25 protein-coding genes are annotated in these 22,108 nt (G+C 70.9%); 9 read left to right on the forward strand and 16 right to left on the reverse strand.

The annotated features are described in order from the left end of the window. Both ACYVE7_RS09865 and sigE read right to left on the reverse strand, forming a co-directional pair. Positions 1 to 750 (reverse strand): anti-sigma factor family protein (locus ACYVE7_RS09865; protein WP_460364290.1); only part of this gene is annotated, 750 nt, incomplete at its 3' end. Continuing rightward, positions 747 to 1,313: an RNA polymerase sigma factor SigE gene (sigE, locus tag ACYVE7_RS09870; protein WP_460364312.1), complete on the reverse strand. Its 567-nt coding sequence runs from the start codon at positions 1,311 to 1,313 to the stop codon at positions 747 to 749. The genes ACYVE7_RS09865 and sigE, both read right to left, overlap by 4 nt. 187 nt (positions 1,314 to 1,500) lie before the next feature. Here sigE and ACYVE7_RS09875 point away from each other — a divergent pair, with 187 nt between their 5' ends. Together ACYVE7_RS09875 and ACYVE7_RS09880 are read left to right on the forward strand one after the other, a co-directional pair. Then, complete coding sequence (locus ACYVE7_RS09875) at positions 1,501 to 2,088, forward strand: O-methyltransferase (protein ID WP_460364313.1); 588 nt, start codon at positions 1,501 to 1,503, stop codon at positions 2,086 to 2,088. After that, entirely contained in the window at positions 2,081 to 2,698 is a 618-nt protein-coding gene (locus ACYVE7_RS09880; protein WP_460364291.1) for a hypothetical protein, read from the forward strand. The genes ACYVE7_RS09875 and ACYVE7_RS09880 overlap by 8 nt, the downstream gene beginning before the upstream one ends. Positions 2,699 to 2,765: 67 nt before the next feature. Here the strand turns inward: ACYVE7_RS09880 and ACYVE7_RS09885 are convergent, their stop codons facing one another. From ACYVE7_RS09885 to ACYVE7_RS09900, 4 genes are all read right to left on the reverse strand, one after another. Continuing rightward, entirely contained in the window at positions 2,766 to 4,172 is a 1,407-nt protein-coding gene (locus ACYVE7_RS09885; protein ID WP_460364292.1) for a leucyl aminopeptidase family protein, read from the reverse strand. A gap of 150 nt (positions 4,173 to 4,322) precedes the next feature. Then, positions 4,323 to 4,490: a DUF3117 domain-containing protein gene (locus tag ACYVE7_RS09890; protein WP_344835359.1), complete on the reverse strand. Its 168-nt coding sequence runs from the start codon at positions 4,488 to 4,490 to the stop codon at positions 4,323 to 4,325. Between the two features lie 125 nt (positions 4,491 to 4,615). Beyond that, entirely contained in the window at positions 4,616 to 5,194 is a 579-nt protein-coding gene (locus ACYVE7_RS09895; RefSeq protein WP_460364293.1) for a DNA-3-methyladenine glycosylase I, read from the reverse strand. Next, positions 5,194 to 5,595, reverse strand: a complete 402-nt coding sequence (locus ACYVE7_RS09900) for a hypothetical protein (RefSeq protein WP_460364294.1) — start codon at positions 5,593 to 5,595, stop codon at positions 5,194 to 5,196. The genes ACYVE7_RS09895 and ACYVE7_RS09900 overlap by 1 nt, the downstream gene beginning before the upstream one ends. Positions 5,596 to 5,680: 85 nt before the next feature. On the opposite strand from ACYVE7_RS09900, the gene ACYVE7_RS09905 reads away from it, so the two are divergent. After that, positions 5,681 to 5,995, forward strand: a complete 315-nt coding sequence (locus ACYVE7_RS09905; RefSeq protein ID WP_460364295.1) for a hypothetical protein — start codon at positions 5,681 to 5,683, stop codon at positions 5,993 to 5,995. 104 nt (positions 5,996 to 6,099) lie between these two features. On the opposite strand, the gene ACYVE7_RS09910 is transcribed toward ACYVE7_RS09905, so the two are convergent. The 4 genes from ACYVE7_RS09910 to ACYVE7_RS09925 all read right to left on the reverse strand — a co-directional run bounded on the left by ACYVE7_RS09910 (position 6,100) and on the right by ACYVE7_RS09925 (position 10,723). Further along, positions 6,100 to 7,428 (reverse strand): alkaline phosphatase PhoX, encoded by a 1,329-nt coding sequence (locus ACYVE7_RS09910; protein ID WP_460364296.1) that lies wholly within the window; start codon positions 7,426 to 7,428, stop codon positions 6,100 to 6,102. Positions 7,429 to 7,515: 87 nt separating this feature from the next. Beyond that, positions 7,516 to 8,103: an LOG family protein gene (locus ACYVE7_RS09915; RefSeq protein WP_460364297.1), complete on the reverse strand. Its 588-nt coding sequence runs from the start codon at positions 8,101 to 8,103 to the stop codon at positions 7,516 to 7,518. A gap of 166 nt (positions 8,104 to 8,269) precedes the next feature. Beyond that, a complete protein-coding gene (locus tag ACYVE7_RS09920) occupies positions 8,270 to 9,655 on the reverse strand; it encodes an ATP-binding protein (protein WP_460364298.1) in 1,386 nt (461 codons plus the stop codon). A gap of 279 nt (positions 9,656 to 9,934) precedes the next feature. Continuing rightward, the gene (locus tag ACYVE7_RS09925) at positions 9,935 to 10,723 is read right to left on the reverse strand and encodes an LOG family protein (protein ID WP_460364299.1); all 789 of its coding nucleotides are present in this window, start codon (positions 10,721 to 10,723) and stop codon (positions 9,935 to 9,937) included. A 38-nt stretch (positions 10,724 to 10,761) separates the two neighbouring features. Here ACYVE7_RS09925 and dapE point away from each other — a divergent pair, with 38 nt between their 5' ends. Next, positions 10,762 to 11,841, forward strand: a complete 1,080-nt coding sequence (gene dapE, locus ACYVE7_RS09930; protein ID WP_460364300.1) for a succinyl-diaminopimelate desuccinylase — start codon at positions 10,762 to 10,764, stop codon at positions 11,839 to 11,841. Between the two features lie 29 nt (positions 11,842 to 11,870). Continuing rightward, complete coding sequence (locus ACYVE7_RS09935) at positions 11,871 to 12,698, forward strand: hypothetical protein (protein ID WP_460364301.1); 828 nt, start codon at positions 11,871 to 11,873, stop codon at positions 12,696 to 12,698. Here ACYVE7_RS09935 and ACYVE7_RS09940 read toward each other — a convergent pair. Then, positions 12,695 to 13,012 carry a GNAT family N-acetyltransferase gene (locus tag ACYVE7_RS09940; protein WP_460364302.1) on the reverse strand — a complete coding sequence of 106 codons (318 nt, stop codon included), beginning with the start codon at positions 13,010 to 13,012 and terminating at the stop codon, positions 12,695 to 12,697. The two genes, ACYVE7_RS09935 and ACYVE7_RS09940, sit on opposite strands and share 4 nt — an antisense overlap. Before the next feature lie 51 nt (positions 13,013 to 13,063). Between ACYVE7_RS09940 and ACYVE7_RS09945 the strand changes: the two genes are divergently transcribed. After that, positions 13,064 to 14,092 carry a PHP domain-containing protein gene (locus tag ACYVE7_RS09945; protein WP_460364303.1) on the forward strand — a complete coding sequence of 343 codons (1,029 nt, stop codon included), beginning with the start codon at positions 13,064 to 13,066 and terminating at the stop codon, positions 14,090 to 14,092. 28 nt (positions 14,093 to 14,120) lie between these two features. Here ACYVE7_RS09945 and ACYVE7_RS09950 read toward each other — a convergent pair whose 3' ends face one another. The 3 genes from ACYVE7_RS09950 to ACYVE7_RS09960 all read right to left on the reverse strand — a co-directional run bounded on the left by ACYVE7_RS09950 (position 14,121) and on the right by ACYVE7_RS09960 (position 16,602). Continuing rightward, entirely contained in the window at positions 14,121 to 14,969 is an 849-nt protein-coding gene (locus ACYVE7_RS09950) for an alpha/beta hydrolase family protein (protein ID WP_460364304.1), read from the reverse strand. Between the two features lie 105 nt (positions 14,970 to 15,074). Next, positions 15,075 to 15,767 (reverse strand): VOC family protein, encoded by a 693-nt coding sequence (locus ACYVE7_RS09955; protein WP_460364305.1) that lies wholly within the window; start codon positions 15,765 to 15,767, stop codon positions 15,075 to 15,077. Between the two features lie 10 nt (positions 15,768 to 15,777). Further along, positions 15,778 to 16,602 (reverse strand): NAD-dependent protein deacetylase, encoded by an 825-nt coding sequence (locus tag ACYVE7_RS09960; RefSeq protein ID WP_460364306.1) that lies wholly within the window; start codon positions 16,600 to 16,602, stop codon positions 15,778 to 15,780. 42 nt (positions 16,603 to 16,644) lie between these two features. On the opposite strand from ACYVE7_RS09960, the gene ACYVE7_RS09965 reads away from it, so the two are divergent. Beyond that, complete coding sequence (locus tag ACYVE7_RS09965; RefSeq protein WP_460364307.1) at positions 16,645 to 17,034, forward strand: hypothetical protein; 390 nt, start codon at positions 16,645 to 16,647, stop codon at positions 17,032 to 17,034. 12 nt (positions 17,035 to 17,046) lie between these two features. Here the strand turns inward: ACYVE7_RS09965 and argS are convergent, their stop codons facing one another. Continuing rightward, on the reverse strand, positions 17,047 to 18,684 hold the full coding sequence (gene argS / locus ACYVE7_RS09970; RefSeq protein ID WP_460364308.1) for an arginine--tRNA ligase: 1,638 nt from the start codon (positions 18,682 to 18,684) through the stop codon (positions 17,047 to 17,049). Positions 18,685 to 18,724: 40 nt separating this feature from the next. Then, positions 18,725 to 19,546, reverse strand: coding sequence for a serine/threonine-protein kinase (locus ACYVE7_RS09975; protein WP_460364309.1), 822 nt, complete (start codon positions 19,544 to 19,546; stop codon positions 18,725 to 18,727). A gap of 212 nt (positions 19,547 to 19,758) precedes the next feature. On the opposite strand from ACYVE7_RS09975, the gene ACYVE7_RS09980 reads away from it, so the two are divergent. Further along, the gene (locus tag ACYVE7_RS09980) at positions 19,759 to 21,309 is read left to right on the forward strand and encodes a cellulose binding domain-containing protein (RefSeq protein ID WP_460364310.1); all 1,551 of its coding nucleotides are present in this window, start codon (positions 19,759 to 19,761) and stop codon (positions 21,307 to 21,309) included. A 609-nt stretch (positions 21,310 to 21,918) separates the two neighbouring features. After that, a complete protein-coding gene (locus ACYVE7_RS09985) occupies positions 21,919 to 22,080 on the forward strand; it encodes a hypothetical protein (protein ID WP_460364311.1) in 162 nt (53 codons plus the stop codon). The last annotated feature ends 28 nt before the right edge of the window (positions 22,081 to 22,108 follow it).

Consider the following 22,108-nt stretch of genomic DNA (forward strand, 5'->3'; position numbering starts at 1 on the left):
GCCCTCGGGCTCGGCGACCGCGAACAGCCGCTGCAGGAACGCGTCCGAACCACCCGGCGCGACGGGCGGCCGCGGTGGGGCGAACAGGTCGGCCGCGCCCGGAAGCCCGATTTCGGGGCCGCCCGGCCTGAACGGGCTGTGCGGGGCGGCGTCGAAGGACGGTTCTGGGACGCCGGGTGCCGCCGCCTCAGGCTGGGCGAACAGGCGTTCGAGGAAGGAATCGCTCTCTTTGACGTCGTCGGCGAGCACCCGGTGGAAGTCGTCGGCGCCGGAATCGGGCGAGGAGGCCAGGGCGTAGAGCTTGTCGAGCAGATCGTCCGACGGGCGGAGCGCGTCGGAGGAGAGCTTCGGCGGGCGCAGCGCCTCGGCGCCGGACGGCGGCAGGCCGTAGGAGGCGGCCGGAGCGTAGAAGCCCTTGAGGCGGGCGTCGGCGGGGTGGAAGGACGGCGCGAACGGCGACGGCTTGGGCAGAGTCGGCCCGGACAGCCGGCGCAGCAGCTCGGCCGACAGGTCGGCGAGCGGCAGATGCGCCGTGTCGCCCATCGCGAACAGCCGGACCAGCAGTGCGGGTGCGGCCGACGGCGGCGTCAGCACGCTCAGCCGCTTCTTCAGGGCGCGGAACGCGGTGGCCTCGGCGCGGCAGGAGTCGCAGCCGGCCAGGTGGGACAGGGCCAGATCGCGTGCGTCGTGGTCGAGCTCGCCGTCGACCAGCGCGGTGATGCTCTCGCCCAGGCAGGGGCTGACGGTCACCGGGCCGCCCCCGCGGGCGCGCGGTGGGCCAGGGCGGCGCGGAGCTGGGACCGGCCGCGGTGGATCCGGCTGCGGACCGTGCCGAGCTTGACGTCGAGGGTCGCGGCGATCTCCTCGTAGGACAGGCCCTCGATGTCGCAGAGGACGACGGCCGCGCGGTAGTCCGGCGCGAGCGCGTCCAGGGCGGCCTGGACGTCGTCGTCGAAGTTGGTGTCCTCGTAGACCTGGGCCGGGGTCTTCTCACGGCCCGGCAGCCTGTCGGCGGCGTCGTCGCCCAGGTTCTCGAAGCGGATGCGCTGCTTGCGGCGCGCCTGGTCGAGGAAGAGGTTGGTGGTGATCCGGTGCAGCCAGCCCTCGAACGTGCCGGGCGTGTAGTTGGCCAGCGACCGGAACACGCGGACGAAGACCTCCTGGGTGAGGTCCTCGGCGTCATGCTGGTTGCCGGTCAGCCGGTACGCGAGCCGGTAGACACGGGAGGAATGGTCGCGGACCACCTGGTCCCACGACGGAGGGGTCCAGTCGGCCGAGGGCGCGTTCTCGCGTCCGACGGCCTGGCCCGCCATGCCCTGATATGGAACCGCTGAGACCGTCATGGTGTCTCAGATCACCCTTTCCCTGACAGAGCCAAGGGCGCGCTGGTCATCCAATCCCCTCGGCTGGTGATTTTTAGAACGCCGGGGATCGCCTCATCGTTCCCGGTCGGCGCTATCGTTTTGCCCGGAAGGACGCGGGAGTGGAAAAGAGGCGGCCATCAACGACGTGCAGGCCTACGTGGAGGGATTCCTCCCGGAGGACGAGGCGCTGCGGGAGGCCCGGCGGCTCGGAGACGAGTACGGGGCGTTCCCGATCAGTGTCGCCGGCGGGGCGGCGCTGCGGTTCGTCGCGTCACTGATCAACGCCCGGACGGTCGTGGAGATCGGTTCGGGCTGCGGGGTCTCCGGGATCTGGCTGCTCCGTGGAATGCACCCTAACGGGGTGCTGACCAGCGTGGACGTGGAACCGGAGAACCAGCGGCTGGCCAAGATGGCCTACGCGGACGCCGGTTTCACCGCGTCCCGTACCCGGATGATCGCGGGCCGGGCGCTGGACGTCCTGCCGCGCCTCACCGACGGCGCCTACGACCTGGTCTTCGCGGACGCGGTGCAGCGCGAGTACGCCGAGTACCTGACGGCGGCCCTGCGGCTGCTGCGGCCCGGTGGGGTCGTCGCGTTCGACAAGGCGCTGGGGAAAGAGGCCCAGCGGGCCGACGTCATCCGGCTGATCGCCGAGGACGAGGCCCTGATCCCGCTGCTGCTGCCCGTCGGCGGCGGCCTGCTCGTGGCGCAGAAGCGTGGCTGAGGTCAGGCTGCGGCCCTCCTTCCGCGGGTCGGGCCAGGCCCTGGGGGTCGTGACGCTGGTCGTGTGCTCGGCGTTCTTCATCGTCGGCGGCCTCTACGACCCGGGCAGCGCGGGCGGGATCCTCTTCCTCACGTTGGGGATCATCGGCGTGGTCGGGTTCGGCGGCGTCCTGGTGGTCGTGGTCGGGCATCTGCTGGGGCGGCGGCCACTCCTGGTCATCGACGAGACCGGTGTGACGGTTCCGGCGAAGTGGCCGATCTCCCGCTCCCGTGATCGTCATCTGCCGTGGGCGGACGTCGCGGCGGTGTGCGCGTGGAGCGAGGGAGTCCCGACGGGACGGGGCCTTTCGCACCAGTTGTCGTTCCTGGCCCGTCCGGAGGCGCCGGAGGCACGGCGGTCCGGCGGCGCTGAGATGATCATGGTCAAGACCCACGGGCTGCCCGGAGTGCCCCTGCTGCGGTGGTCCGTCCGCGCGCTGCCCGGCTGGACCGTCGGCCTCGACGAGGTGATCAAAACGGTCCGCTCGCACACCGACGCCCCCTACGAGGACCGCAGGGTCGGCCTGCCGCGCAAGCGCAAGGTCGTCCGGAAGGCCCCGCCCGCCGCCTGAACGGCCCAACCCAGCGCAAAGAAACGCCCGGCCGCCTGACGCGACCGGGCTTTTGCGTTTCCTTGAATCAAATTCCAGTATCGGCCGTCAGCCAGTCGAGCAGCAGCCGGACGCCGTAGCCGGTGGAGCCCTCCGGGCCGCGGGCCGGGCCCGCGATGTCGAGGTGGGCCCACGGCTGGGAGCCGGCGAACTTCTCCAGGAACAGGGCGGCCATGATCGAGCCGCCGCCGAAGCCGCGGCGCTCGATGTTGGCGACGTCCGCGACGTCCGAGGAGATCGCGTCCCGGTAGTCGTCGGTCAGCGGCAGCCGCCACAGCGGCTCGTCGACGGCCGTGCCCGCCGCGGTGAGCTCCTGGGCGAGGGTGTCGTCGGTGGCGAACAGGGCGCCGTGCTTGAGACCGAGGGCGACCTTGGCGGCGCCCGTCAGGGTCGCGATGTCGACGACCGTGTCGGGGGCCAGGACGGCGTCGCTGTAGGCGAGGGCGTCGGCGAGGACGAGCCGGCCCTCGGCGTCGGTGTTGAGCACCTCGGAGGTGATCCCGCCGAAGTGGGTGATCACGTCGGACGGCCGCATCGCCGACCCCGACGGCATGTTCTCGGCCGACGCGATCAGCCCGGTGACCTTGACCGGGACGTCCAGCGCGCGCAGCGCCGACAGGACGCCGATCACGACCGCTCCGCCCGTCATGTCGGTCTTCATGGTCTTCATCCCGTCCGACGGCTTCAGCGACAGCCCGCCGGTGTCGAACGTGATGCCCTTGCCGACCAGCACGATGTGCCGGGTCGCGCCCTCCGGCGCGTAGGTGAGCTGGATCAGCCGCGGCGGACGGGCCGAGCCGGCGCCGACCGCGAGGATCCCGCCGAACCCGTCGTCGGCGAGGGCCTGCTCGTCCCAGATCTTGGCCTGGAGGCCCGTGGTCGCGGCCACTTCGGCGGCCCGGTCGGCCAGCCATTCGGGGCATTTGTCGACCGCGTGCTCGTTGGCCAGGTCCTTGGCCAGGGCCACCGCCTGGGCGATCACCTGGCCGCGGCCGCTGCCCTCGTCCTCGGTGATCAGCAGGAGTTCGGTGAGGGGCTTCTTGCCGCCGGTCTTGTAGCCGAAGTCGTAGCCGGCCAGCAGCGCGCCCTCCAGGAACGGGTCCAGGGCGCAGGATCCGGCGCCCGGCGCCAGGACGGCCAGCGCGGACTGGCCCCTGGCCCGCCGGACCAGGGCCGCACCGGCCTTGCGGAGCGCCGCGGGCGAACCGTCGCCGGTGCCGTAGAGCAGCAGCTCATGGACGGCGCCGTCGACCACGACCGGGGTCGCGATGATCTCCCCTGGCTCGCCCTTGGCCGCGTGGAAGGCGAGCAGGTCGTCCAGGGGGACGCCGGGATCGAAACCGGGCTCCGCGCCCTGCGGGATCGCCCAGATCCGGGCCTCGGAAACCGTGCTGAGCGGACCGGAAACCGTGCGCACGCTCGTCTCGACCGGCAACACATCCCCCTTGCGGAACGCCCTCAAAGGGGCGGAGAGTCGGGAAACGACACGAGTCCCGGCGGCCTGTGCCGTTCCGGGACCGTGCCGATATGAAGTTCTCGAGTGGAGATCTGAGGCTGGAGGCCCCGAGATCCAACCGACCGAGATCTAGCCGACGACGCCCTTGATGGCTTCGCCGAGCTCCTTGGCCTCGTCCGGGGTCAGTTCGACCACCAGCCGGCCGCCGCCCTCCAGCGGCACGCGCATGACGATGCCACGGCCCTCCTTGGTAACTTCGAGCGGACCGTCACCTGTCCGCGGCTTCATCGCCGCCATGCGTGCATCCCCTTCCTCCCCGGCCCGTTGGGCCGTTCGGGCACCGCGCGAGCCGGCCGCCTGTCGCGCCACCGTCTTTCAGTAGTGGTCCATTATCCCGTGTTCCGGGCGCGAAGTGGTAACGATCAGGCTTGGACGATCAAATCCGGCCCGCCGAAGGGGCGTGCCGGACAGCTCAGAAGGTGGTCGTTGACCAGCCCGCAGGCCTGCATCAGGGCGTAAGCGGTGGTCGGTCCGACGAACCGAAATCCGTTCTTTTTCAGCTCCTTGGCAAGCGCCGCGGAACCTGCGGTCTGCGCGGGAACGTCGGACATGACCTTGGGAACCGGAGCGGCGGGGTCGGCGAAGCGCCAGATCAGAGCCGAAAGGCCCCCGTCGAGCTCCAGCGCGGCGCGGGCGTTGACGATCGCCGCGTCGATCTTCGCGCGGTTGCGGACGATCCCGGTGTCGGCCATCAGCCGGGCCACATCGTCGGGCCCGTAGGCCGCCACCCGGACCGGATCGAAGCCCGAAAAGGCCGACCGAAACCCCGCCCGCTTACGCAAGATCGTCAGCCAGGAGAGCCCGGACTGGAAGGCTTCCAGACAGAGCCGCTCATAGAGATCGTCATCGGCACGGACCGGGCGTCCCCATTCCAGATCGTGGTATTCCACATATTCCGGAGCGGCCGTCGCCCAGGCGCAGGCGACGCCCTGCGCGGCCATCAGCGGGGGCCTTCGTAGGGCTGGTCTTCGACGGGCTGCCAGCCCTCCGGCTCGCGCAGCCAGGACGCGGTGTCCGCCGGCAACGGCCAGGCCGGGGCGTCCTGGCGGTCCAGCCGGAGCTCACCGAGCTGGCGCTCCAGATCGGCGATCCGGTTCTCGCGCTCGGTGAGGGCGTAGGAGAGCCTGGCCAGGGCGTCGTCGGTGACGGCCACGTTGTACCCGAACAGGCCCTTGGGCAGCCGCAGCAGCGCCACGTCGGCCCCCTGGAGCTGCCGGTGGGGCGGCATCCCGACCGGCGGATGGTCCGGGACGGTCTCGGCGAGCTCGCCACCGCGCCCGTAAGCCACCGCGACGGTCGCCGCGATGACGGCCAGCGCGGCCAGCACGAGAACAACAGGCACGGAAAACCCTTCCTCACGGTCCTGACGCCCGGACGTCCGGCGCCGGAAGGCACCCGCGCCGATCGGCCGGCACCCCGATCGTGCCATGCTCGACCCCATGGACGCGCACACCGACCGCCAACTCGTGTGGACGACCGCCCCCGGCGACCCGTCGGCCCTGCTCGACGCGGGCGCCGACCCGGCGGTCCCGGCCCTCGAACTCCTGCTGGCGCGGGGGCCCGTCAAGGTGACGGTCACCGGGTCCGATCCGGCGGCGCTGGCGGCGGCGTCGGTGTACGCGTGGCTCGGCGTCGCGGCGTTCGAGACGGCCGATCCGGGGCCGCTCCGGCAGGTCCTCGACATGGTGGCGTCGATCCAGGGCGTCCGGCCGCCCACCCTGACCCGCCGCGCCCTGGCCTGAGAGCACACCGGCGCCCCGCACGCAGGTGCGGGACGCCGGTGGAGACGGGGCCCGCGGGAGGGCGGCCCCGATCTCAGGGAGGAAGCGCCGAACGTGAACCGGAGCTACCGGGCGCGGATCTTCTCGAACGGGCCGGTGATCGCGAAGGTGACGCCGGGCGACTGGCGGTTCGCGAACAGGGTCCTGCGGTCCTCGGAGTAGATGACGCCGGTGAACTCGCTGTCGTTGAACGCGTTGCGGGCCATCGCGAACGCCTTGCCGTGACGGGTGGTGCCGAACAGGTACTGCTCGCCCTCGCCGTCCTCGGCGAGCATCACGCCGCCGCCGTAGGGCGACATGGTGATGTTGTCGGGCTCGGCGAACCGGCCGACACCCGGCTTGAAGATGAACTCCAGGGTGAGGGAGTTGGCCTTGGGGTCGTACTTCCAGACCTGGCCGGCGTGGTCGGCGACCGCGCCGCTCGACTTCCTCGCGTAGGAGGCGACGAAGTAGGCCTTCTTGCTGTCGAACCAGGCGCCCTCGAGCTTCTGCGACCGGGTGACCTGGCCGGTGGTCGCGAACTGCTTGCGGACCGAGACGGCCTTGGCCTCGGCGTCCGGCACGTCCACCCACTCGATGCCGGTGAAGGTGGTGCCGGGGACCTGCACGACCGACAGGTCGTCGACGCCGGGCACGCGCATCGCCTGGAGCTTGCCGCCGTCGGCGTAGGAGTGGTAGCCGCCCCGGTGGTTGTTCGGCAGGAAGCGGTAGAACAGGCCGAACGGGCCGGAGGCGTCCTCAGTCAGGTAGGCGATGTGGCTGTGGTTGTCGACGGCGACGGCCTCGTGCGCGAACCGGCCCAGCGGCTTGATCGGCTCGGCGATGGTCTTGACGCCGAGCGGGTCGACCTCGAACACCCAGCCGTGCGACTTGGTCTCGCCCTTGATGCCCTCGGTCTCCTCGCAGGTAAGCCAGGTGCCCCACGGGGTGACTCCGCCCGCGCAGTTGGTGGCGGTGCCCGCGATGCTGACGTACTGGGAGACGACGTTGCCGTCGGCGTCCACGTCGATCGTGGTGGTGCCGCCGAACGCGGCGGGGTCGTAGGTCAGGTTCGCGGCGGCGACGGCCTTGACGCCGCTGGCGCCCTGCTCGTGGTTGCGGACCAGGCGGGAGCCGCCCGGGGTGCTGCCGGGGAACAGGCCGGTGCCGTCGTGGGCGCCGGGCACGACGCCGCCGTTCGGGCCGAGCGGGGTGCTGACGGCCGACAGCATCTTGTAGGAGAAACCGGCGGGCAGGTCGAGGATGCCGGCGGGGTCGGCGATCAGCGGGCCGTAACCGTAGGCCTCCTCGGACTCCTCGGCCGAGGCGGGGGCGGTGAAAACGGTGTCGAGCGCGCCGACCACGGCGATGGAGGCGACGCCTCCGGCCACGAAACCACGACGGGACACGTCCATGTGTCAGTTCTCCTTGGAACGCAGGGGTGATCGACATGGAGCCTCACAGGCCGAGTTGAACGCTCCATGTCTCCCTGCGGAAACCTGTCAGAACTCCAGGACTTCCTCCTGTGTCGGAGTGAAATGGCGGTTTCCGGCCTCGAGACCTGCGAAAGCTTTGTCGATGGTGGTCGCATACACCACGGCCGACAGTGCTTTCTCGCGGTTGAAGCCCTCGTCGAACAGGTGCTGCATCAGGGCCTGCAGCGGGGCGTACACGCCGTGCGGGTCGAGGATGACGATCGGTTTGTCGTGCATTCCGAGGCTGCGGGCGGTCCAGACCTCGAACAGCTCCTCCAGGGTGCCGATGCCGCCGGGCAGCACCAGGAACGCGTCGCCCCTGCGGTCCATCTCGGCTTTGCGCGTCCGCATGTCCGAAGTGAAGATCACTTCATCGTTGTCGCCGTCGGTGCGCTCCTGCGACCCGGGCATCCCGTGCGGGACGACCCCGACGGTCCGCGCCCCGCCCGCCCGCGCCGCCTTGGCCACGGCCCCCATGCACGACTCGACCCCGCCTCCGGTCACCAGCCCGTACCCGCGCCGCGCCAGCTCCGCCCCCACCTGCCCCGCCAACTCCACGTGCTTCCCGTCGATCCGCGTACTCGACGCACAGAACACCGTCACCGTGAACCCCACACCCGCTCCTTCCGTCCCCACCGGTTCTACACCAGCCCCCCGACAACCGGCCGACCGGCGTCATTTGAGTGCGCCCACGGAGATGCCGCGGGTGATCGTGCGCTGGAAGAGAACGAAGAACAGCTCCCCCCAAGGCGGAAACGGCCATGTCCGTTCACGGCGGATGTCAGGCCTCCGGCCACGCCTCCATGAGCTGGTCGGGACCGAATTCCGCGTGCAGGCCCTCGACGGCGAACCCCGACCTGGACACCCCCACGAGCCGGGTATCCGGATCGGTTCCGGGCACCATCGACGCTTCGCGGGTCAGGGTGTGTAGTTCACGACTCCCGAAGGCGGCCTGCTCGAACCATTTGATGGAGCCGACGAACCTGACCCGGTTCGCGGGAGCCTCCTTGTCCGCTCCGACGAGGTCTACCTCGGGGTTGTTGGTGCGGTTCCACCACCCGCCGACCACACGGGTTCCCGGGAGACGGGGGTCGGGGAGTAGCCGGGCCAGGGCGTCGCGGATGACCGGCTCGATGGTCCGGCCCCGCCACGAGGTCCAGCTCTGCTCGATGCGCTCGGCGACCAGGTCACCGCGGCCGCGCTCGACTTCGGGGATGTTCCGCTCCAGAAAAGTCAACCAGAATCGGAGATACGGATCAGCGACCCGGTATCGGCGATCCCGGTCCCCCGCCCGGGTCGACAGCGGAGTGTCGACGGAGATGATCCGCTTGGCCGCGAGGGCGTGCAGGATCGGACTGAGCGATCCGGCAGGCAGCGGAGCCTCCTTGCCCGCACCTGCCCGCGCCGCGATCGTGGAGAAAGTACGCTCCCCCGTACCGATCGCCGAGAGCACGGTCCGGGGCACCAATGCGGTGGGGAACTCCGCGCTCAGCGTCCGCTCCCCCGAGACGAGCAACGGCGACGTCGGATCATCCAACGCCTCACGCAGGAACTGTCCGCGATCGGCACCCTCAGGCCACTCCTGACAGACCAGGGGAAGACCTCCCGTGATCAGGTAGGCGTCGAAGGCATCGGCCGGAGACAGGCCGGTCATCGACATCACCTCGCGCGGACTGAGCGGAGGCAGCACCATCTCGATGGCCCGCTGGTGAAACGGCCGCCCGTAGGTCGAGATCTGCTCCATCACGGCCAGATCGCTACCGATGAGGATGAGGAGCACGGGCTTGCGGCTCAGCACACGGTCCCACACGGTCTGCAGAGTCCCCTCGGCAGCGGGGTCCTGCTCCAGCAGCCAGGGCAGCTCATCGATGACAACGATGCTCGGCTGATCATCAGGGAGTACCACGGCCAGCTGGCGCAGCGCGGTGTCCCAGGCGTCGAAACGGACGCCCTCCATCAGCTGCCTGCCCGGAAGATCCGAGCGGAGGACGGAGGCGGCGAACCTCGCCAGCTCGACCTCTGACCGCTCCCCCCGCGTGGCTTGGTGCACCGCATAGGGGACCCCCGCCCCCTCGCAGAAGACATCGACCAGCCGGGACTTCCCCACCCGCCGCCGCCCCCGCAGCAGAATCGCCCTGCCCCGCTGGTCGCCCCTCCCCTGCTGCACCCTCCCCAAATGCCGCCGCAGAAGATCCAGCTCCCGCCCACGCCCCACGAAACCCACCACAACGGCCCCCAGCTCACATCGAACTTACTCAGATTAATCATACTTAGATCAATCTGAGTATGTGGCCATGGCGCCTTGTCGGCTACAGCGCCGCGATTCTGGGGCGATGGCAAGAGTCCGAGGCGGGCCGACTGGAAGGACGATTGATCGAGGATGACCTTCCCCCGTAGCGGTCCGTGCCGAGGGGGAAGGTCATCGGAGGCCCGGGCTTGCTCTTGATCAGGTGCCGGCGGATTCGGCGGTGGCGGCGCGGGAGCGTTCCTCGTTGCGGCGGGCCTGGTCGAGGGAGGCGTGGGCGTCGGAGATGATCTGGACGGCTTCGGCCGGGGAGTCGGTGAGGTGGAGGAGGTCCAGGTCGGCGGCGGCGATGAGGCCCTCGGCCAGGAGCGTGCTCTTGATCCAGTCGAGGAGCGGCTGCCAGAAGGTCCGGCCGATGAGGACGATCGGGAAGCGCGTCACCTTGCCGGTCTGGACGAGCGTCACCGCCTCGAAGAGCTCGTCGAGGGTGCCGAACCCGCCGGGGAGGACTACGAAGGCTTGGGAGTACTTGAGGAACATGGTCTTGCGGACGAAGAAGTAGCGGAACTCCATGCCCATGTCGAGGTAGGGGTTCATGGACTGCTCGAAGGGGAGCTCGATGCCGAGGCCGATGGACAGGCCCGCCGGGTCGGCGCCCTTGTTGCCGGCCTCCATGATGCCGGGGCCGCCGCCCGTGATGACGGCGTAGCCGGCTTCGGCGAGGAGCCTGCCCGTCTCGACGGCCAGCTCGTAGTACTCGGTGCCCGGCTTGATCCGGGCCGAGCCGAACACGCAGGCCGCGCGGCCCACCTCGGCGAGCAGCCCGAAACCCTCCACGAACTCGGCCTGGATGCGGAGCACCCGCCACGGATCCTTGTGCAGCCACTCGGCCGAGCCGCGCTCGTCCAGGAGCCGCTGGTCATGGGTTTCTTCCGGGAGGGCCCGCCCGCTCAGCGTCACGGCTCCCCTGCGGTGAATGCGCTTGTCCATGCCGATCACGGTAGCCCTCCGGGAATAGGGTTGGTGGCATGGATCTCAGGATGGACGTGCAAGAACTCACCCGGGCCCTGGTCGATGTGGAGTCGGTCAGCGGGAACGAGAAGGCGCTCGTCGACGAGATCGAGCAGGGGCTGCGGGCCTGCGCCCACCTCGACGTGGTCCGCGACGGCGACACCCTGATCGCCCGCACCGATCTCGGGCGCGCCGAACGCGTGATCCTGGCCGGGCACTCCGACACGGTGCCCGTCAACGGCAACTGGCCGTCCCGGATGGACGGCGACGTGCTGTGGGGGCTCGGCTCCTGCGACATGAAGAGCGGTCTGGCCGTCCTGCTCCGCCTGGCCGTGACGCTCACCGAACCGTCCCGCGACGTCACCTACGCGATCTACGAGTGCGAGGAGGTCGACGCCGACCGCAACGGCCTGAAGCGGATCGTCGAGACCAGGCCCGAGCTGCTCGCCGGTGACTTCGCGGTGCTGATGGAGCCGACCGACAACGGGGTGGAGGGCGGCTGCCAGGGCGCGCTGACCGTCGAGGTGACGGCGCGCGGCGCCCGCGCCCACGCGGCCCGCTCCTGGATGGGCGCCAACGCCGTCCACGCGATCAAGCCGATCATCGACCTGCTGGGCTCCTACGAGCCGCGCCGTCCCGTCGTCGACGGGATCCGGTACCGCGAGGGCCTGAACGCCGTGTTCGTCCGGGCGGGCATCGCCAGGAACGTCGTCCCCGACGAGTGCGTCGTGAGCGTGAACTACCGGTTCGCCCCGGATCGTGATCTGGCGGGGGCCGAAGCGCATCTGCGGGAGCTGTTCGCGGGGTTCGAGGTGGTGGTCGTGGACTCCAGCGAGGCGGCCAGGCCGGGGCTTGAGGATCCGGCGGCGGCCGCGTTCGTCCGCGCGGTGACCGGCTGCGACCTGGCCGAAGCCGTCGAGAAGGGCGCGGTCAGGGCCAAGCTGGGCTGGACGGACGTCGCCAGGTTCGCCGCGCTCGGCGTGCCCGCCGTCAACTACGCGCCCGGCGACCCGACCCTCGCCCACCACAAGGACGAGCGGGTGTGGCTGCCGAGCGTCACCGAATGCGAGGCGCGGCTCAGAGACTGGCTGGCTTAGCCGCTCCGCCGGAAAGGTACGTTTTCCTCATGCGGTGGCGGTGGGTGATGGCAGGGCTGGCCGGGTTGGTGGCGGCGGCCCTGGTCGTCGGCGGCTACACCCTGGTGAACAAGATCGAGACCGCGCTGCTCGGGGAGGGCTGCGCGGTCAGGGCCGACGGCGACGAGATCGAACTGGATCTCGCCCAGGCCCCGAACGCCGCGACGATCGCGGCCGTCGCCTACCGTAAGAAGCTCCCCCCGCGGGCCCTGGTGATCGCCTATGCGACGGCCGAGCAGGAGTCGCACATCATGAACCTGTCGTTCGGCGACCGGGACTCGGTGGGGATCTTCCAGCAGCGGCCGTCGCAGGGCTGGGGAAGGCCCGAGCAGCTCCAGGACCCCGTCTACTCCTCGAACCGGTTCTTCGACGCGCTCACCAAGGTCTCGAACTACACGAAACGGCCGCTGCACGACGCCGCGCAGGCCGTCCAGCGCAGCGCCGACGGCTCCCTGTACGCCCAGCACGAGGGGATGGCGCTGCTGCTGGCCGAGGGGTTCTCCGGGGCCGAGCCGGCGGGCGTCACCTGCTGGTTCGGCGCGGACTCCGCGCCGGGGCCCGCCGAGGCGGCCAAGGCGGTGCGGGAGCTGCGCCGCTCGTTCGGCAGCCGGATGACGGCCTCGGACGGCGGCATCCAGCTTCCGGGGGCGGCCTCGGAGGCGGACGGCTGGTCGGTGGCGTCCTGGGCGGTCGCCCACGCGCACGCCTACGGGCTGACCGAGGTCCGGCACGCGGGCCGCAAATGGACCCCCGAGGACGGCCACGACGGCTGGTCCGACGACACCTCCGCCCCCGCCGACCAGGTCCTGCTGCGTTAGGCCAGATCGAACTGGGCGCGGCGCTTTTCCGGGACGAGGTCCAGATAGTCGGGGTGCTTGGCGATCCAGCCCCGCACGAACGGGCAGTACGGGTAGACCTTCAGGCCCCGTTCCCGCGCCGTGTCCAGGGCTTCGCGGACGAGCCGCCCGGCCAGCCCGTGGCCTTCGAACCGCGGGTCGATCTCGGTGTGGATGAAGGAGATCGAGCCGGGGTTGAGTTTATATTCGGCGAAACCGCCCAGTTCGCCTTCGAGGAACACTTCGAACCTGCCGCGTTCGGGGGCGTCGGCCACCCGGGTCACTTGCTCGCTCATGGCCGTCAACCTAACGCGGTCAGGGGGCGGCGGCCTGGGTAGGGGTGCGGTATGGGACCTGTGGAGGCGTTGGAGCGGATCGCGTTCCTGCTGGAGCGGGCGCACGAGCCCGCCTACCGGGTGCGGGCGTTCCGGAACGCGGCGGGGCTGCTGCGGGAGCTCGGCGCCGAGCAGGTCGCCGAACGGGTCAGGACGGGCACGCTGACGGCGCTGCCGGGGATCGGGAAGGTGACGGCGCTGGTCGTCGAGGAGGCGTCGCGCGGCGAGGTGCCCGTCTATCTGCGACGGCTGGAGGCGACGGGCGGCGAACCCGCCGACGAGGCCGCGACGGCGCTGCGGGCCGCCCTCCGCGGCGATCTCCACACCCACAGCGACTGGTCGGACGGCGGCGCCCCGATCCGGGAGATGGCCGAGACGGCGCGCTCGCTCGGCCACGACTACCTGGCTCTGACCGACCACTCGCCCCGGCTGAAGGTGGCGCGCGGGCTGACCAGGGAGCGGCTGCTGGAGCAGCTCACCGTGGTCGAGGAGCTGAACGTGGAGCTGGCGCCGTTCCGGATCCTCACCGGGATCGAGGTCGACATCTTGCCCGACGGCTCACTCGACCAGGACGACGATCTGCTGGACCGGCTGGACGTGGTCGTGGCGAGCGTCCATTCCGAGCTGCGGATGGACCGGGTGGCGATGACCCGGCGGATGGTGACGGCCGTCGCCCATCCGAGGGTCGCGATCCTCGGCCACTGCACGGGGCGGATCGTGAAGGCGGGCGGGGTGCGCGGCGGGCTGCGTCCCGAGTCGGAGTTCGACGCGGCGCTCGTGTTCGACGCCTGTGCCGCCTACGACGTCGCCGTGGAGATCAACTCCCGGCCTGAGCGGCAGGATCCGCCGAAACGGCTGCTCCGGCCCGCCGTCGAGGCCGGCTGCCGGTTCTCGATCGACTCCGACGCCCACGCGCCCGGCCAGCTCGACTGGCAGATCTCCGGCTGTGATCGCGCCGTCCGCTGCGGCGTGACCCCCGACCTGGTCATCAACACGCTCCCCCTCGACGGGCTCCTGGAGTACCTGGCGGGAGCGGGTTAGCCCGGCGGTGCGGTCGCCGGGTCCGTCGTCAGGCGGGGCAGGTGTCGAGGTACTTGGCGATGAGGGCGCTGGGCGCGGGCGCCGGGCAGAGGAACTGGGCGTAGCGCTCGTCGTCGTCCACGTACCGCTTCAGCCACGCGATCGTGTACTGGGCGACCGTCGTGTTGGGGAAGATGTAGGCCATGTGGCCCTGGCCCTTGAGCAGCAGGTACGCCTTCTCCTGCGCGGTGACGCTCCGGTAGTACGGCTCGGCCATGGAGCCCGCGGGCGCGATGAAGTCGTTGTCGGAACCGAAGATCAGGGTCGGGGTCTTCACGGCCGCCCAGTTGAAGTCCAGGTGCCAGGGGGCCAGCGCGACGGCCGCCTTGAGCGCCGGCTTCTTCTGCGCGACGCGCAGGGCCGCGCCGCCGCCCATCGAGTGGCCGAGCGCCGCGAGCCGGGTCGGATCGATCCGGTCCTTCACCGCGCTCTTGGTGGTGAGGTAGTCGAGGGCGGCGAGCATCTGGTCGGCGCGGGCGTCCGGGAAGTCCAGGACGGTCGTCGGCTCCAGCGTGAAGACGACGAAGCCCTGGCTGGCCAGGCGCGGCCCGTACCAGCTCATCGTGAACTCGGGCTCGGTGAAGCCCGGGATCACCACGACGGCGCCGAAGGTGCCCTGGCTGAGATCGGTGGGCGCGTAGATCGTCCCGCGGTTGAAGCCCGTGCCCGCACCGGCCGGGACGGTCGTCGTGGAGATCGCGAACGGGCCGGTCGCGGCCTGGACGCTCTGCGGGGTCGGCGCGGGTCCCCGCTGGTAGCCGGGGTCGGCCGCCTGCGACGGGGAGGTGAAGGCGAGCACCGCGGCACAGGCCGCGAACACGGCGAAGAGCCGTCTCATGGGGGTGGTTCCCTTCTGGAGGGGGTGGACGAGGCTCCAGAAGTGTGTGATGCCGGACACGTCCCGTCCTATGGGGACACCGACGGACTCCGCGGACGCTCGTTGTCAGAATCCCGGAGACGCCTCGGCGTCCCGCGCGGTGAAGGCGCAGAACTCGTTGCCTTCGGGGTCGGCCAGGACCGTCCAGCGGAGCTCGGCGTCGCGGGGGCGCAGAACCGTCGCGCCCGCCGCGACGAGCTCGGCGGCCTCCCCGGTGACGTCCCAGTGGATCCGGTTCTTGACGGTCTTGCGCTCCGGGACGGCCGCGAAATCCATGGTCGTGAAGGGCGCGCCGGGGATCGCGTCCAGGGTCCACCAGCCGCCGCCTTCGTTGTCGTGCGGTTCGACCCCGTAGATCCGGCCCCACCAGGCGGCCAGCGCGGCCGGGTCGGCGCAGTCGACGGCCAGGCCGTGGATCCGGTCGGCGGGCAGTACATCCCGGACGAACGCGCAGAACTCGCCGCCCTCCGGATCCGTCATGACAGTCCAGCGCGGAAACCCCTCGCCGGGGCGCGCGCCGAGCGCTTCGAGCGCGGCGAGATCGCGGGTGTGGACGTCGAGATGGATCCGGTGCTTGACGGTCTTCGGCTCGGGCACCCGGTTGATCCAGACGGTGTGCCGCGGGGTGCGGCCGGTCAGCCGCCCCTCGCCGACGTCGTCGGGGATCCAGTCGAGCCCGGTGGCCGCCGCCCAGAACGGGCCGAGCACGGCGGGCTCGACGGCGTCGACGCACAGGTCCTTGAAGATCGCGATCGCCATACGGCCGACCCTAACCGGCGAGCGTCGCGAGGACCCCGTCGAGCGTGGCGCCGAGCGGCGCGTCGAGGGTGAGCGCGGCCAGCGCGTCGGCCCTGGTCTCACCCTGGTTGACGATCGCGACCGGAATCCGGAGGGCGGCCGCCCGCTCCACGAACCGGTAGCCCGACCGGACCGTCAGCGACGAGCCGAGCACCAGCAGCAGACGCGCCGACGCCGTCAACGCGAAACAGCGGTCGACGCGCGGCCCCGGCACGTTCTCCCCGAAGAAGATCACGTCGGGTTTGAGGAGGCCGCCGCAGGCCAGGCAGTCCACGACGGTGAAACCTTGCACGGCTTCGTCGGGCAGCGCGGCGTCGCCGTCCGGGCGGATCGCCGTGGTGAGGGCGTCCCAGCCGGGATTGGCCTCCCGGAGCCGCAGGTCCAGGGCGTCGCGTGCGGTCCGCTCCCGGCAGCCGAGGCACACCACCCGGTCGAGCGCCCCGTGCAGCTCGATCACCTGCGCCGCGCCCGCCGCCTGGTGCAGCCCGTCCACGTTCTGGGTGATCACCCCGTGGACGAGGCCCCGCCGCTCCAGCTCCGCGACGGCCCGGTGCCCGCCGTTCGGCGCGGCCCGCGCGAGGTGCCGCCACCCGACCTGGCTGCGCGCCCAGTACCGTCGCCGGGCCTCCGCGCTCCCGGTGAACCGCTGGTAGGTCATCGGCTCGGCGTTCCGCGCCCGCCCCGTCGGCCCCCGATAGTCGGGGATCCCCGACTCGGTGGACAGCCCCGCCCCGCTCAGCACCACCACGCCGCCGCCCGACACCAGCCCGGCCAGCTCCTTCACCTCAGCCTCCACCCCTCGATCCTGCCCCATGCGCCAAGGGGCTAGCCTTGCGCCATGCTCGCCGTCACCTCATCGGACATCCGACTCTTCCTGCACATTCTCGCCGCGGCCATCTGGGTCGGCGGGCAGATCGTGCTCGGTGCGCTCGTGCCCGCGATCCGCGGGTTCGACGGCGCCACCAAGGCCGCCGCCAACCGGTTCGCCGTCGTCGCCTGGCCCGCCTTCGCGGTCCTGCTCGTCACCGGGATCTGGAACATGCAGGCCGTCGACCTGTCCGACGAAGCCCAGATGACCCTGAACGTGAAACTGGTGTTCGTGGTCATCTCGGGCGTCTCCGCGTTCGTCCACTCCCAGGCCAAGAGCAAGCCCCTCATCGGCGCCACCGGCGGCCTGGGAGCCCTCAGCGCCCTCGCCGCCCTCTTCTTCGGCGTCCAGCTCGGCTAGGAACCACCCGTCCTAGAGCCTCGGCGGGGCGGCGATGCCGAGGAGGCCTAGGCCGGTGCTGAGGGTTTCGGCGGTGAGCTCGGTGAGGAGCAGCCGGTGCGGACGGGCTTCGGGAGCCGCCTTGAGGACGGGGCAGTTCTCGAAGAACTTCGCGAAGGTCTGCGACAGCTCGTACAGGTAAGTGCAGAGCCGGTGCGGCTCCGCGGTGCGGGCCACCGCCAGCAGCGCCGCGCCGAACTCGTCGAGCTTCAGGATCAGCTCGCGTTCGGGGGCCGTCAGCGCGGCCTGCGGGTGGACGCCGCCGCGGTCGGCCGTCCTGGCGAGGATCGACCGGGTCCTGGCGTGGGCGTACTGGAGGTAGACACCGGTGTCGCCCGTGAGGGAGACCATTCTCTCCAGCGAGAACACATAGTTCTTGGTGCGGTTGTTGGACAGATCCGCGTACTTGAGCGCGCCGACCGCGACCTGGTCGGCGGTCGCGTCGTCCGGGGAGAGCGCGCGGGCGTGCGCGGTGGCGTCGTCGATCAGGTCGATGAGCCGGACGGTCGTGCCGGAACGGGTCTTGAACGGCCGGCCGTCCTCACCGAGGACCATCCCGAACGGGATGTGCTCCACCGACGCGTCGCCGAGCCAGCCCGCGGCCCGCGCCGCGGCGAACACCTGCCGGAAGTGCAGCGCCTGCCGGGCGTCGGTCACGTACAGGATCCGTGACGCGCCGAGCGTCCGCACCCGGTGCCGGACGGCCGCCAGATCGGTGGTCGCGTAGCCGTGGCCGCCGTCGGACTTCCGGATGATCAGCGGGGTGTCGGCCTCGTCGGTGAACACGCAGAGCGCGCCCTGGTCGATCCGGGCGACGCCCAGCCGCTCCAGCTCCGCGGTGACCTCGCCGAGCATCGGGTTGTAGAAGCTCTCCCCCACCGCGTCCTCGTCGGTGAGCAGGACGTCGAGCCGGTCGTACACCTCAGTGAAGTGGATCTTCGACTGGTCGATGAGCCGCTGCCAGAGCGCGAGGGTCGCCGGATCGCCCGACTGGAGGATCCTGACCCGCTCCCGTGCCCTGGTCGCGAACTCCCGGTCGTCGTCGAACCGCTCCTTGGCCTCCCGGTAGAGCCGGACGAGATCTTCGAGCGCGTGGTCGGCGTCCTCGGCGGAGGCGTCGGCGAGGTGCTCGATGAGTATCCCGAACTGGGTGCCCCAGTCGCCGAGATGGTTCTGCCGGATGACGTTCTCACCGAGATGGCCGAGGATCCGGGCGAGCGCGTCCCCGATGATCGTCGACCGGAGATGGCCGACGTGCATCTCCTTGGCGATGTTGGGCTGCGAGTAGTCGACGACGGTGGTGCCGTGCAGCGGCGCGGGGACGCCCAGCCGCGGGTCGGCGAGGGCCGCGGCGGCCCGTTGGAGCAGCACGTCGTCCCGGACGGTCAGATTGAGGAAGCCGGGCCCCGACACCTCGCACGTGAACAGTTCGTCGTCGAGGGCGGCGACGGCCCGCTCGGCGAGTTCGCGGGGGTTCGTCCCGAGTCTCTTGGCGGCGGCGAGCAGCCCGTTGGCCTGGAAGTCGGCGCGGTCGGATCGGCGCACCAGCGGGTCTTGGCCGGGGGGCAGGCCCGCGCTCAGGCGCTGTTCGATCTCTTCCGCGAGTGACATGCCAGCCATGCTAGAAGGGCCCGCAACCTGTTTTCCCCGGTCAGGCGGCCAGTGCGAACGGGCTCAGGGCGTTGCGGCCGCGCCGCTCCCAGGACCGGCCGTAGGCACGGCGCGCGGTCGTGTCGAGCTCGTCGAGGAAGCGGGCCGCCGATGCGGGACGGTCGTCGGCGTACTTGGCGAGGCCCCGCAGGATCAGCGGCCGCAGCGGCGCCGGAACCCCGTGGACCGGGACGGGCGCGTGGAAGTGCTGCGCGGCCAGCGCGACGACCTCGCGGGCCCGGTACGGGCGGTCGCCCGTCAGGCATTCGTACAGCACCGCCGTCGCCGAGTAGAGATCGTCGGCGGGGGTGGCGGGCAGGCCCTGCCACTGCTCGGGCGCCATGTAGGCGGGCGTCCCGACGGACTCCGTCTCCACCCCCGACCGGGCCGCGATCCCGAAGTCCACCAGTTTCACGCCGCGCTCGGTGACCAGCATGTTGTCCGGTTTGCAGTCGCGGTGCACGACGCCCGCGCGGTGCGCGTCTGACAGCGCCCTGAGCGCCCCCTTCACCAGGACGAGCGCCGCCTCGGGCGCCAGCGCGCCCTGCTCGTCGAGGACGGCGCGCAGGCTCCGGCCGTCGGCGTGCTCCATCACGATCGCCGCGCCCTCGACGTAGTCCAGCAGCCGCACCACATGCCGGGATCTGACCGCGCCCAGCAGTTGCGCCTCCCGCCGGAACTCCGCGTGCCGGCCCCGGTCGGTCAGGCATTTGACGGCGACGCGCCGCCGGTCGCCGTCCCTGGTGGCCAGCACGACCCGTCCGAACGCGCCCACGCCCAGCTCGCGCACGGCGGTGTATCCGGGTATGTCCCAGCAGTCCATGGTTCCGGTCTCCTTCCGACCGGTCCTACCTTCGCCCGCGACGGCCCCGGGACGCCTGAGCACAACGCCCCGTTCCACCCGGAGTACCGGGACCGCTGTCCCGGTGCTCCTACTCAGATCTTTGGGCCCTTGGCGGGTACGGCACGGCGGGCTACCATGCGCAGAATTGATAGGAAGGTTTCCTAATAGAACCTTAAGGGAGAGCCCAGACCATGAGTATCCGCCAGCTGTTCACGGCGGCCGTGCTCGTCGCGGCGTCCGTCACGTTCGCGACGCCCGCGCAGGCCGCGGGCGTCACCGCGAGCTTCACCAAGGTGTCCGACTGGGGCTCCGGCTTCGAAGGCAAGTACACGATCACCAACGGGACGTCCAGCGCCGTCAACGGCTGGAACGTGCAGTTCGACCTGCCCGCCGGGCACTCCATCGGCTCCGCGTGGGACGCCCAGCTCGCGCGCAGCGGCCAGCACTACACGTTCACCAACCCCGGCTGGCAGCCGGCCCTCGCCGCCGGCGCGACCGTCACGTTCGGGTTCAACGGGACGCCCGGCGGCCTGACCGGAACCCCGGCGAACTGCACGATCAACGGGGCGTCCTGCGGGGGCGGCGGGACGGGCGGAGCACCCGGCACGCCCGGCGTCCCGGCCGTGACGCCGTCGCAGAACTCGGCCGCGGTGACGTGGGGCGCCGCGACCGGCGCCGTCACCGGGTACCGGCTGTACGAGGGCGGCACGGTGAAGGCCACCGTCAGCGGCACCTCCGCGACGGTCGGCGGGCTCGCCGCCTGCTCCACCCACACCTACGACGTGACCGCCTACAACGCCGCCGGCGAATCGCCGCACAGCCAGCCCGTCACCTTCACCACCACCGGCTGCACCACCCCGCCCGGCACCAGGATGGCGGGCGCGCCCTACCTGTACCTCGGCTGGGGCGACCCGCCCAACCCCGTCACCGTGATGAACGCGACCGGGATCAAGGCGTTCACCATGGCGTTCATGCTGTCGGGCGGCGGCTGCACCCCCGCCTGGGACGGGCAGCGTCCACTGACCAGCGCCGGCGACGTCAACGCCATCAACGCGATCAAGGCGGCGGGCGGCGACGTCCAGATCTCGTTCGGCGGCTGGCAGGGCAACAAGCTCGGCCCGAACTGCGCGTCACCGGCGGCGTTCGCCGCGGCCGTCCAGCAGGTCATCGACGCCTACCATCCGCTGGCCGTCGACTTCGACATCGAGAACACCGACGAACTGGAGAACACGACCGTCCAGGACCGGATCCTCGGCGGGCTCAAGATCGTCAAGCAGAACAATCCGAACACGAAGGTGGTCGTCACGGTCGGCACGTCGACCACGGGCCCCGGCTTCCACGCCCAGCGGCTGATCACGCAGGCGAAGGCGACGGGCGTCACGGTCGACAACTGGACCCTCATGCCGTTCGACTTCGGCGGCGGCGCCGACATGTACGGCAACACCGTCAACGCGTCCGAGGGCCTGAAAACCCTCCTGAAGAGCACTTTCGGCTGGGACGACGCCACCGCCTACTCCCACATGGGCATCTCGGGCATGAACGGCCTCTCCGACCAGCAGGAACTCACCTCCCTGACCACCTGGACCCAGATCCGCGACTGGGCGGCCTCCCACAACCTGGGCCGCCTGGCCTTCTGGTCCGTCAACCGCGACCGCCCCTGCCCCGGCGGCGGCGTAACCGAAACCTGCAGCGGCATCTCCCAACCCCCCTGGTCCTTCACCCAACTAACCGCCACCTTCTAACCCCTCCCCCCAAGACCGCCCACCCCGCGCCATGTCGACATCCCCAGCCCACCCAAGATCGCCCCGAACCGCGCCAAGTTGACGGTTTGAGCCGAGCCGAACAGGCGACACGCCGCAGCTCGGCACGATCAAGCCTGTCCGGTGAGTTCGGCCTCCCGAGGCTCCTCGCCCGGGCATCAGCTCATGATCGCCTCGACCTGCGGCGTGTCGCCTGTTTCACGTGTCTCAAACGGGCGACACGCCGCAGGTCGGCACGATCAAGCGAGGCACGTCACGAAAACCGCCCTCCCGCGACGGCGCGACCCGCCCGTCAGTGATCGCCTCGAACCGCGGCAAGTTGACGGGTTGAGCCCTGTCGAACGGGCGACACGCCGCAGCTCGGCACGATCAAGCGAGGCACGTCACGGGAACCGCCCTCGCGCGGCGGCGCGGCCCGGCCGTCAGTGATCGCATCGAACTGTGGCGAGTTGACGGGTTGAGCCCTGTCGAACGGGCGACACGCCGCACGTCGACGCGATCAAGGCTGTTCGGTGAGTTCGGCCTCCCGAGGCTCCTTGCCCGGGCGTCAGCTCATGATCGGCTCGAGCTGCGGCGTGTCGCCTGTTTCACGTGTCTCAAACGGGCGACACGCCGCAGCTCGGCACGATCAAGCGGGGCGCGTCGCGGGAGCTGCCCTCGCGCGGCGGCGCGGTCCGGCCGTCGGTGATCGGCTTGAGCTGTGGCGGGGTGGTGGGGTGGGCCTTGTTGGGCGGGCGGCAGGACGCGGGGTGATGCGGTTAAGGGGGTGGGTGATGGGAGG

It is taken from the genome of Actinocorallia lasiicapitis (assembly GCF_054778695.1).

Excerpts from the sequence above, each read along its gene's own strand:
- sigE (WP_460364312.1), bottom strand. The coding sequence starts at position 1,313 with ATGGCGGGCCAGGCCGTCGGACGCGAGAACGCGCCCTCGGCCGACTGG.
- ACYVE7_RS09890 (WP_344835359.1), bottom strand. The coding sequence starts at position 4,490 with ATGGCGGCGATGAAGCCGCGGACAGGTGACGGTCCGCTCGAAGTTACC.
- ACYVE7_RS09895 (WP_460364293.1), bottom strand. The coding sequence starts at position 5,194 with ATGGCCGCGCAGGGCGTCGCCTGCGCCTGGGCGACGGCCGCTCCGGAA.
- ACYVE7_RS09905 (WP_460364295.1), top strand. The coding sequence starts at position 5,681 with ATGCTCGACCCCATGGACGCGCACACCGACCGCCAACTCGTGTGGACG.
- ACYVE7_RS09910 (WP_460364296.1), bottom strand. The coding sequence starts at position 7,428 with ATGGACGTGTCCCGTCGTGGTTTCGTGGCCGGAGGCGTCGCCTCCATC.
- ACYVE7_RS09925 (WP_460364299.1), bottom strand. The coding sequence starts at position 10,723 with ATGGACAAGCGCATTCACCGCAGGGGAGCCGTGACGCTGAGCGGGCGG.
- dapE (WP_460364300.1), top strand. The coding sequence starts at position 10,762 with ATGGATCTCAGGATGGACGTGCAAGAACTCACCCGGGCCCTGGTCGAT.
- ACYVE7_RS09935 (WP_460364301.1), top strand. The coding sequence starts at position 11,871 with ATGCGGTGGCGGTGGGTGATGGCAGGGCTGGCCGGGTTGGTGGCGGCG.
- ACYVE7_RS09940 (WP_460364302.1), bottom strand. The coding sequence starts at position 13,012 with ATGAGCGAGCAAGTGACCCGGGTGGCCGACGCCCCCGAACGCGGCAGG.
- ACYVE7_RS09945 (WP_460364303.1), top strand. The coding sequence starts at position 13,064 with ATGGGACCTGTGGAGGCGTTGGAGCGGATCGCGTTCCTGCTGGAGCGG.
- ACYVE7_RS09950 (WP_460364304.1), bottom strand. The coding sequence starts at position 14,969 with ATGAGACGGCTCTTCGCCGTGTTCGCGGCCTGTGCCGCGGTGCTCGCC.
- ACYVE7_RS09955 (WP_460364305.1), bottom strand. The coding sequence starts at position 15,767 with ATGGCGATCGCGATCTTCAAGGACCTGTGCGTCGACGCCGTCGAGCCC.
- ACYVE7_RS09965 (WP_460364307.1), top strand. The coding sequence starts at position 16,645 with ATGCTCGCCGTCACCTCATCGGACATCCGACTCTTCCTGCACATTCTC.
- argS (WP_460364308.1), bottom strand. The coding sequence starts at position 18,684 with ATGTCACTCGCGGAAGAGATCGAACAGCGCCTGAGCGCGGGCCTGCCC.
- ACYVE7_RS09975 (WP_460364309.1), bottom strand. The coding sequence starts at position 19,546 with ATGGACTGCTGGGACATACCCGGATACACCGCCGTGCGCGAGCTGGGC.
- ACYVE7_RS09980 (WP_460364310.1), top strand. The coding sequence starts at position 19,759 with ATGAGTATCCGCCAGCTGTTCACGGCGGCCGTGCTCGTCGCGGCGTCC.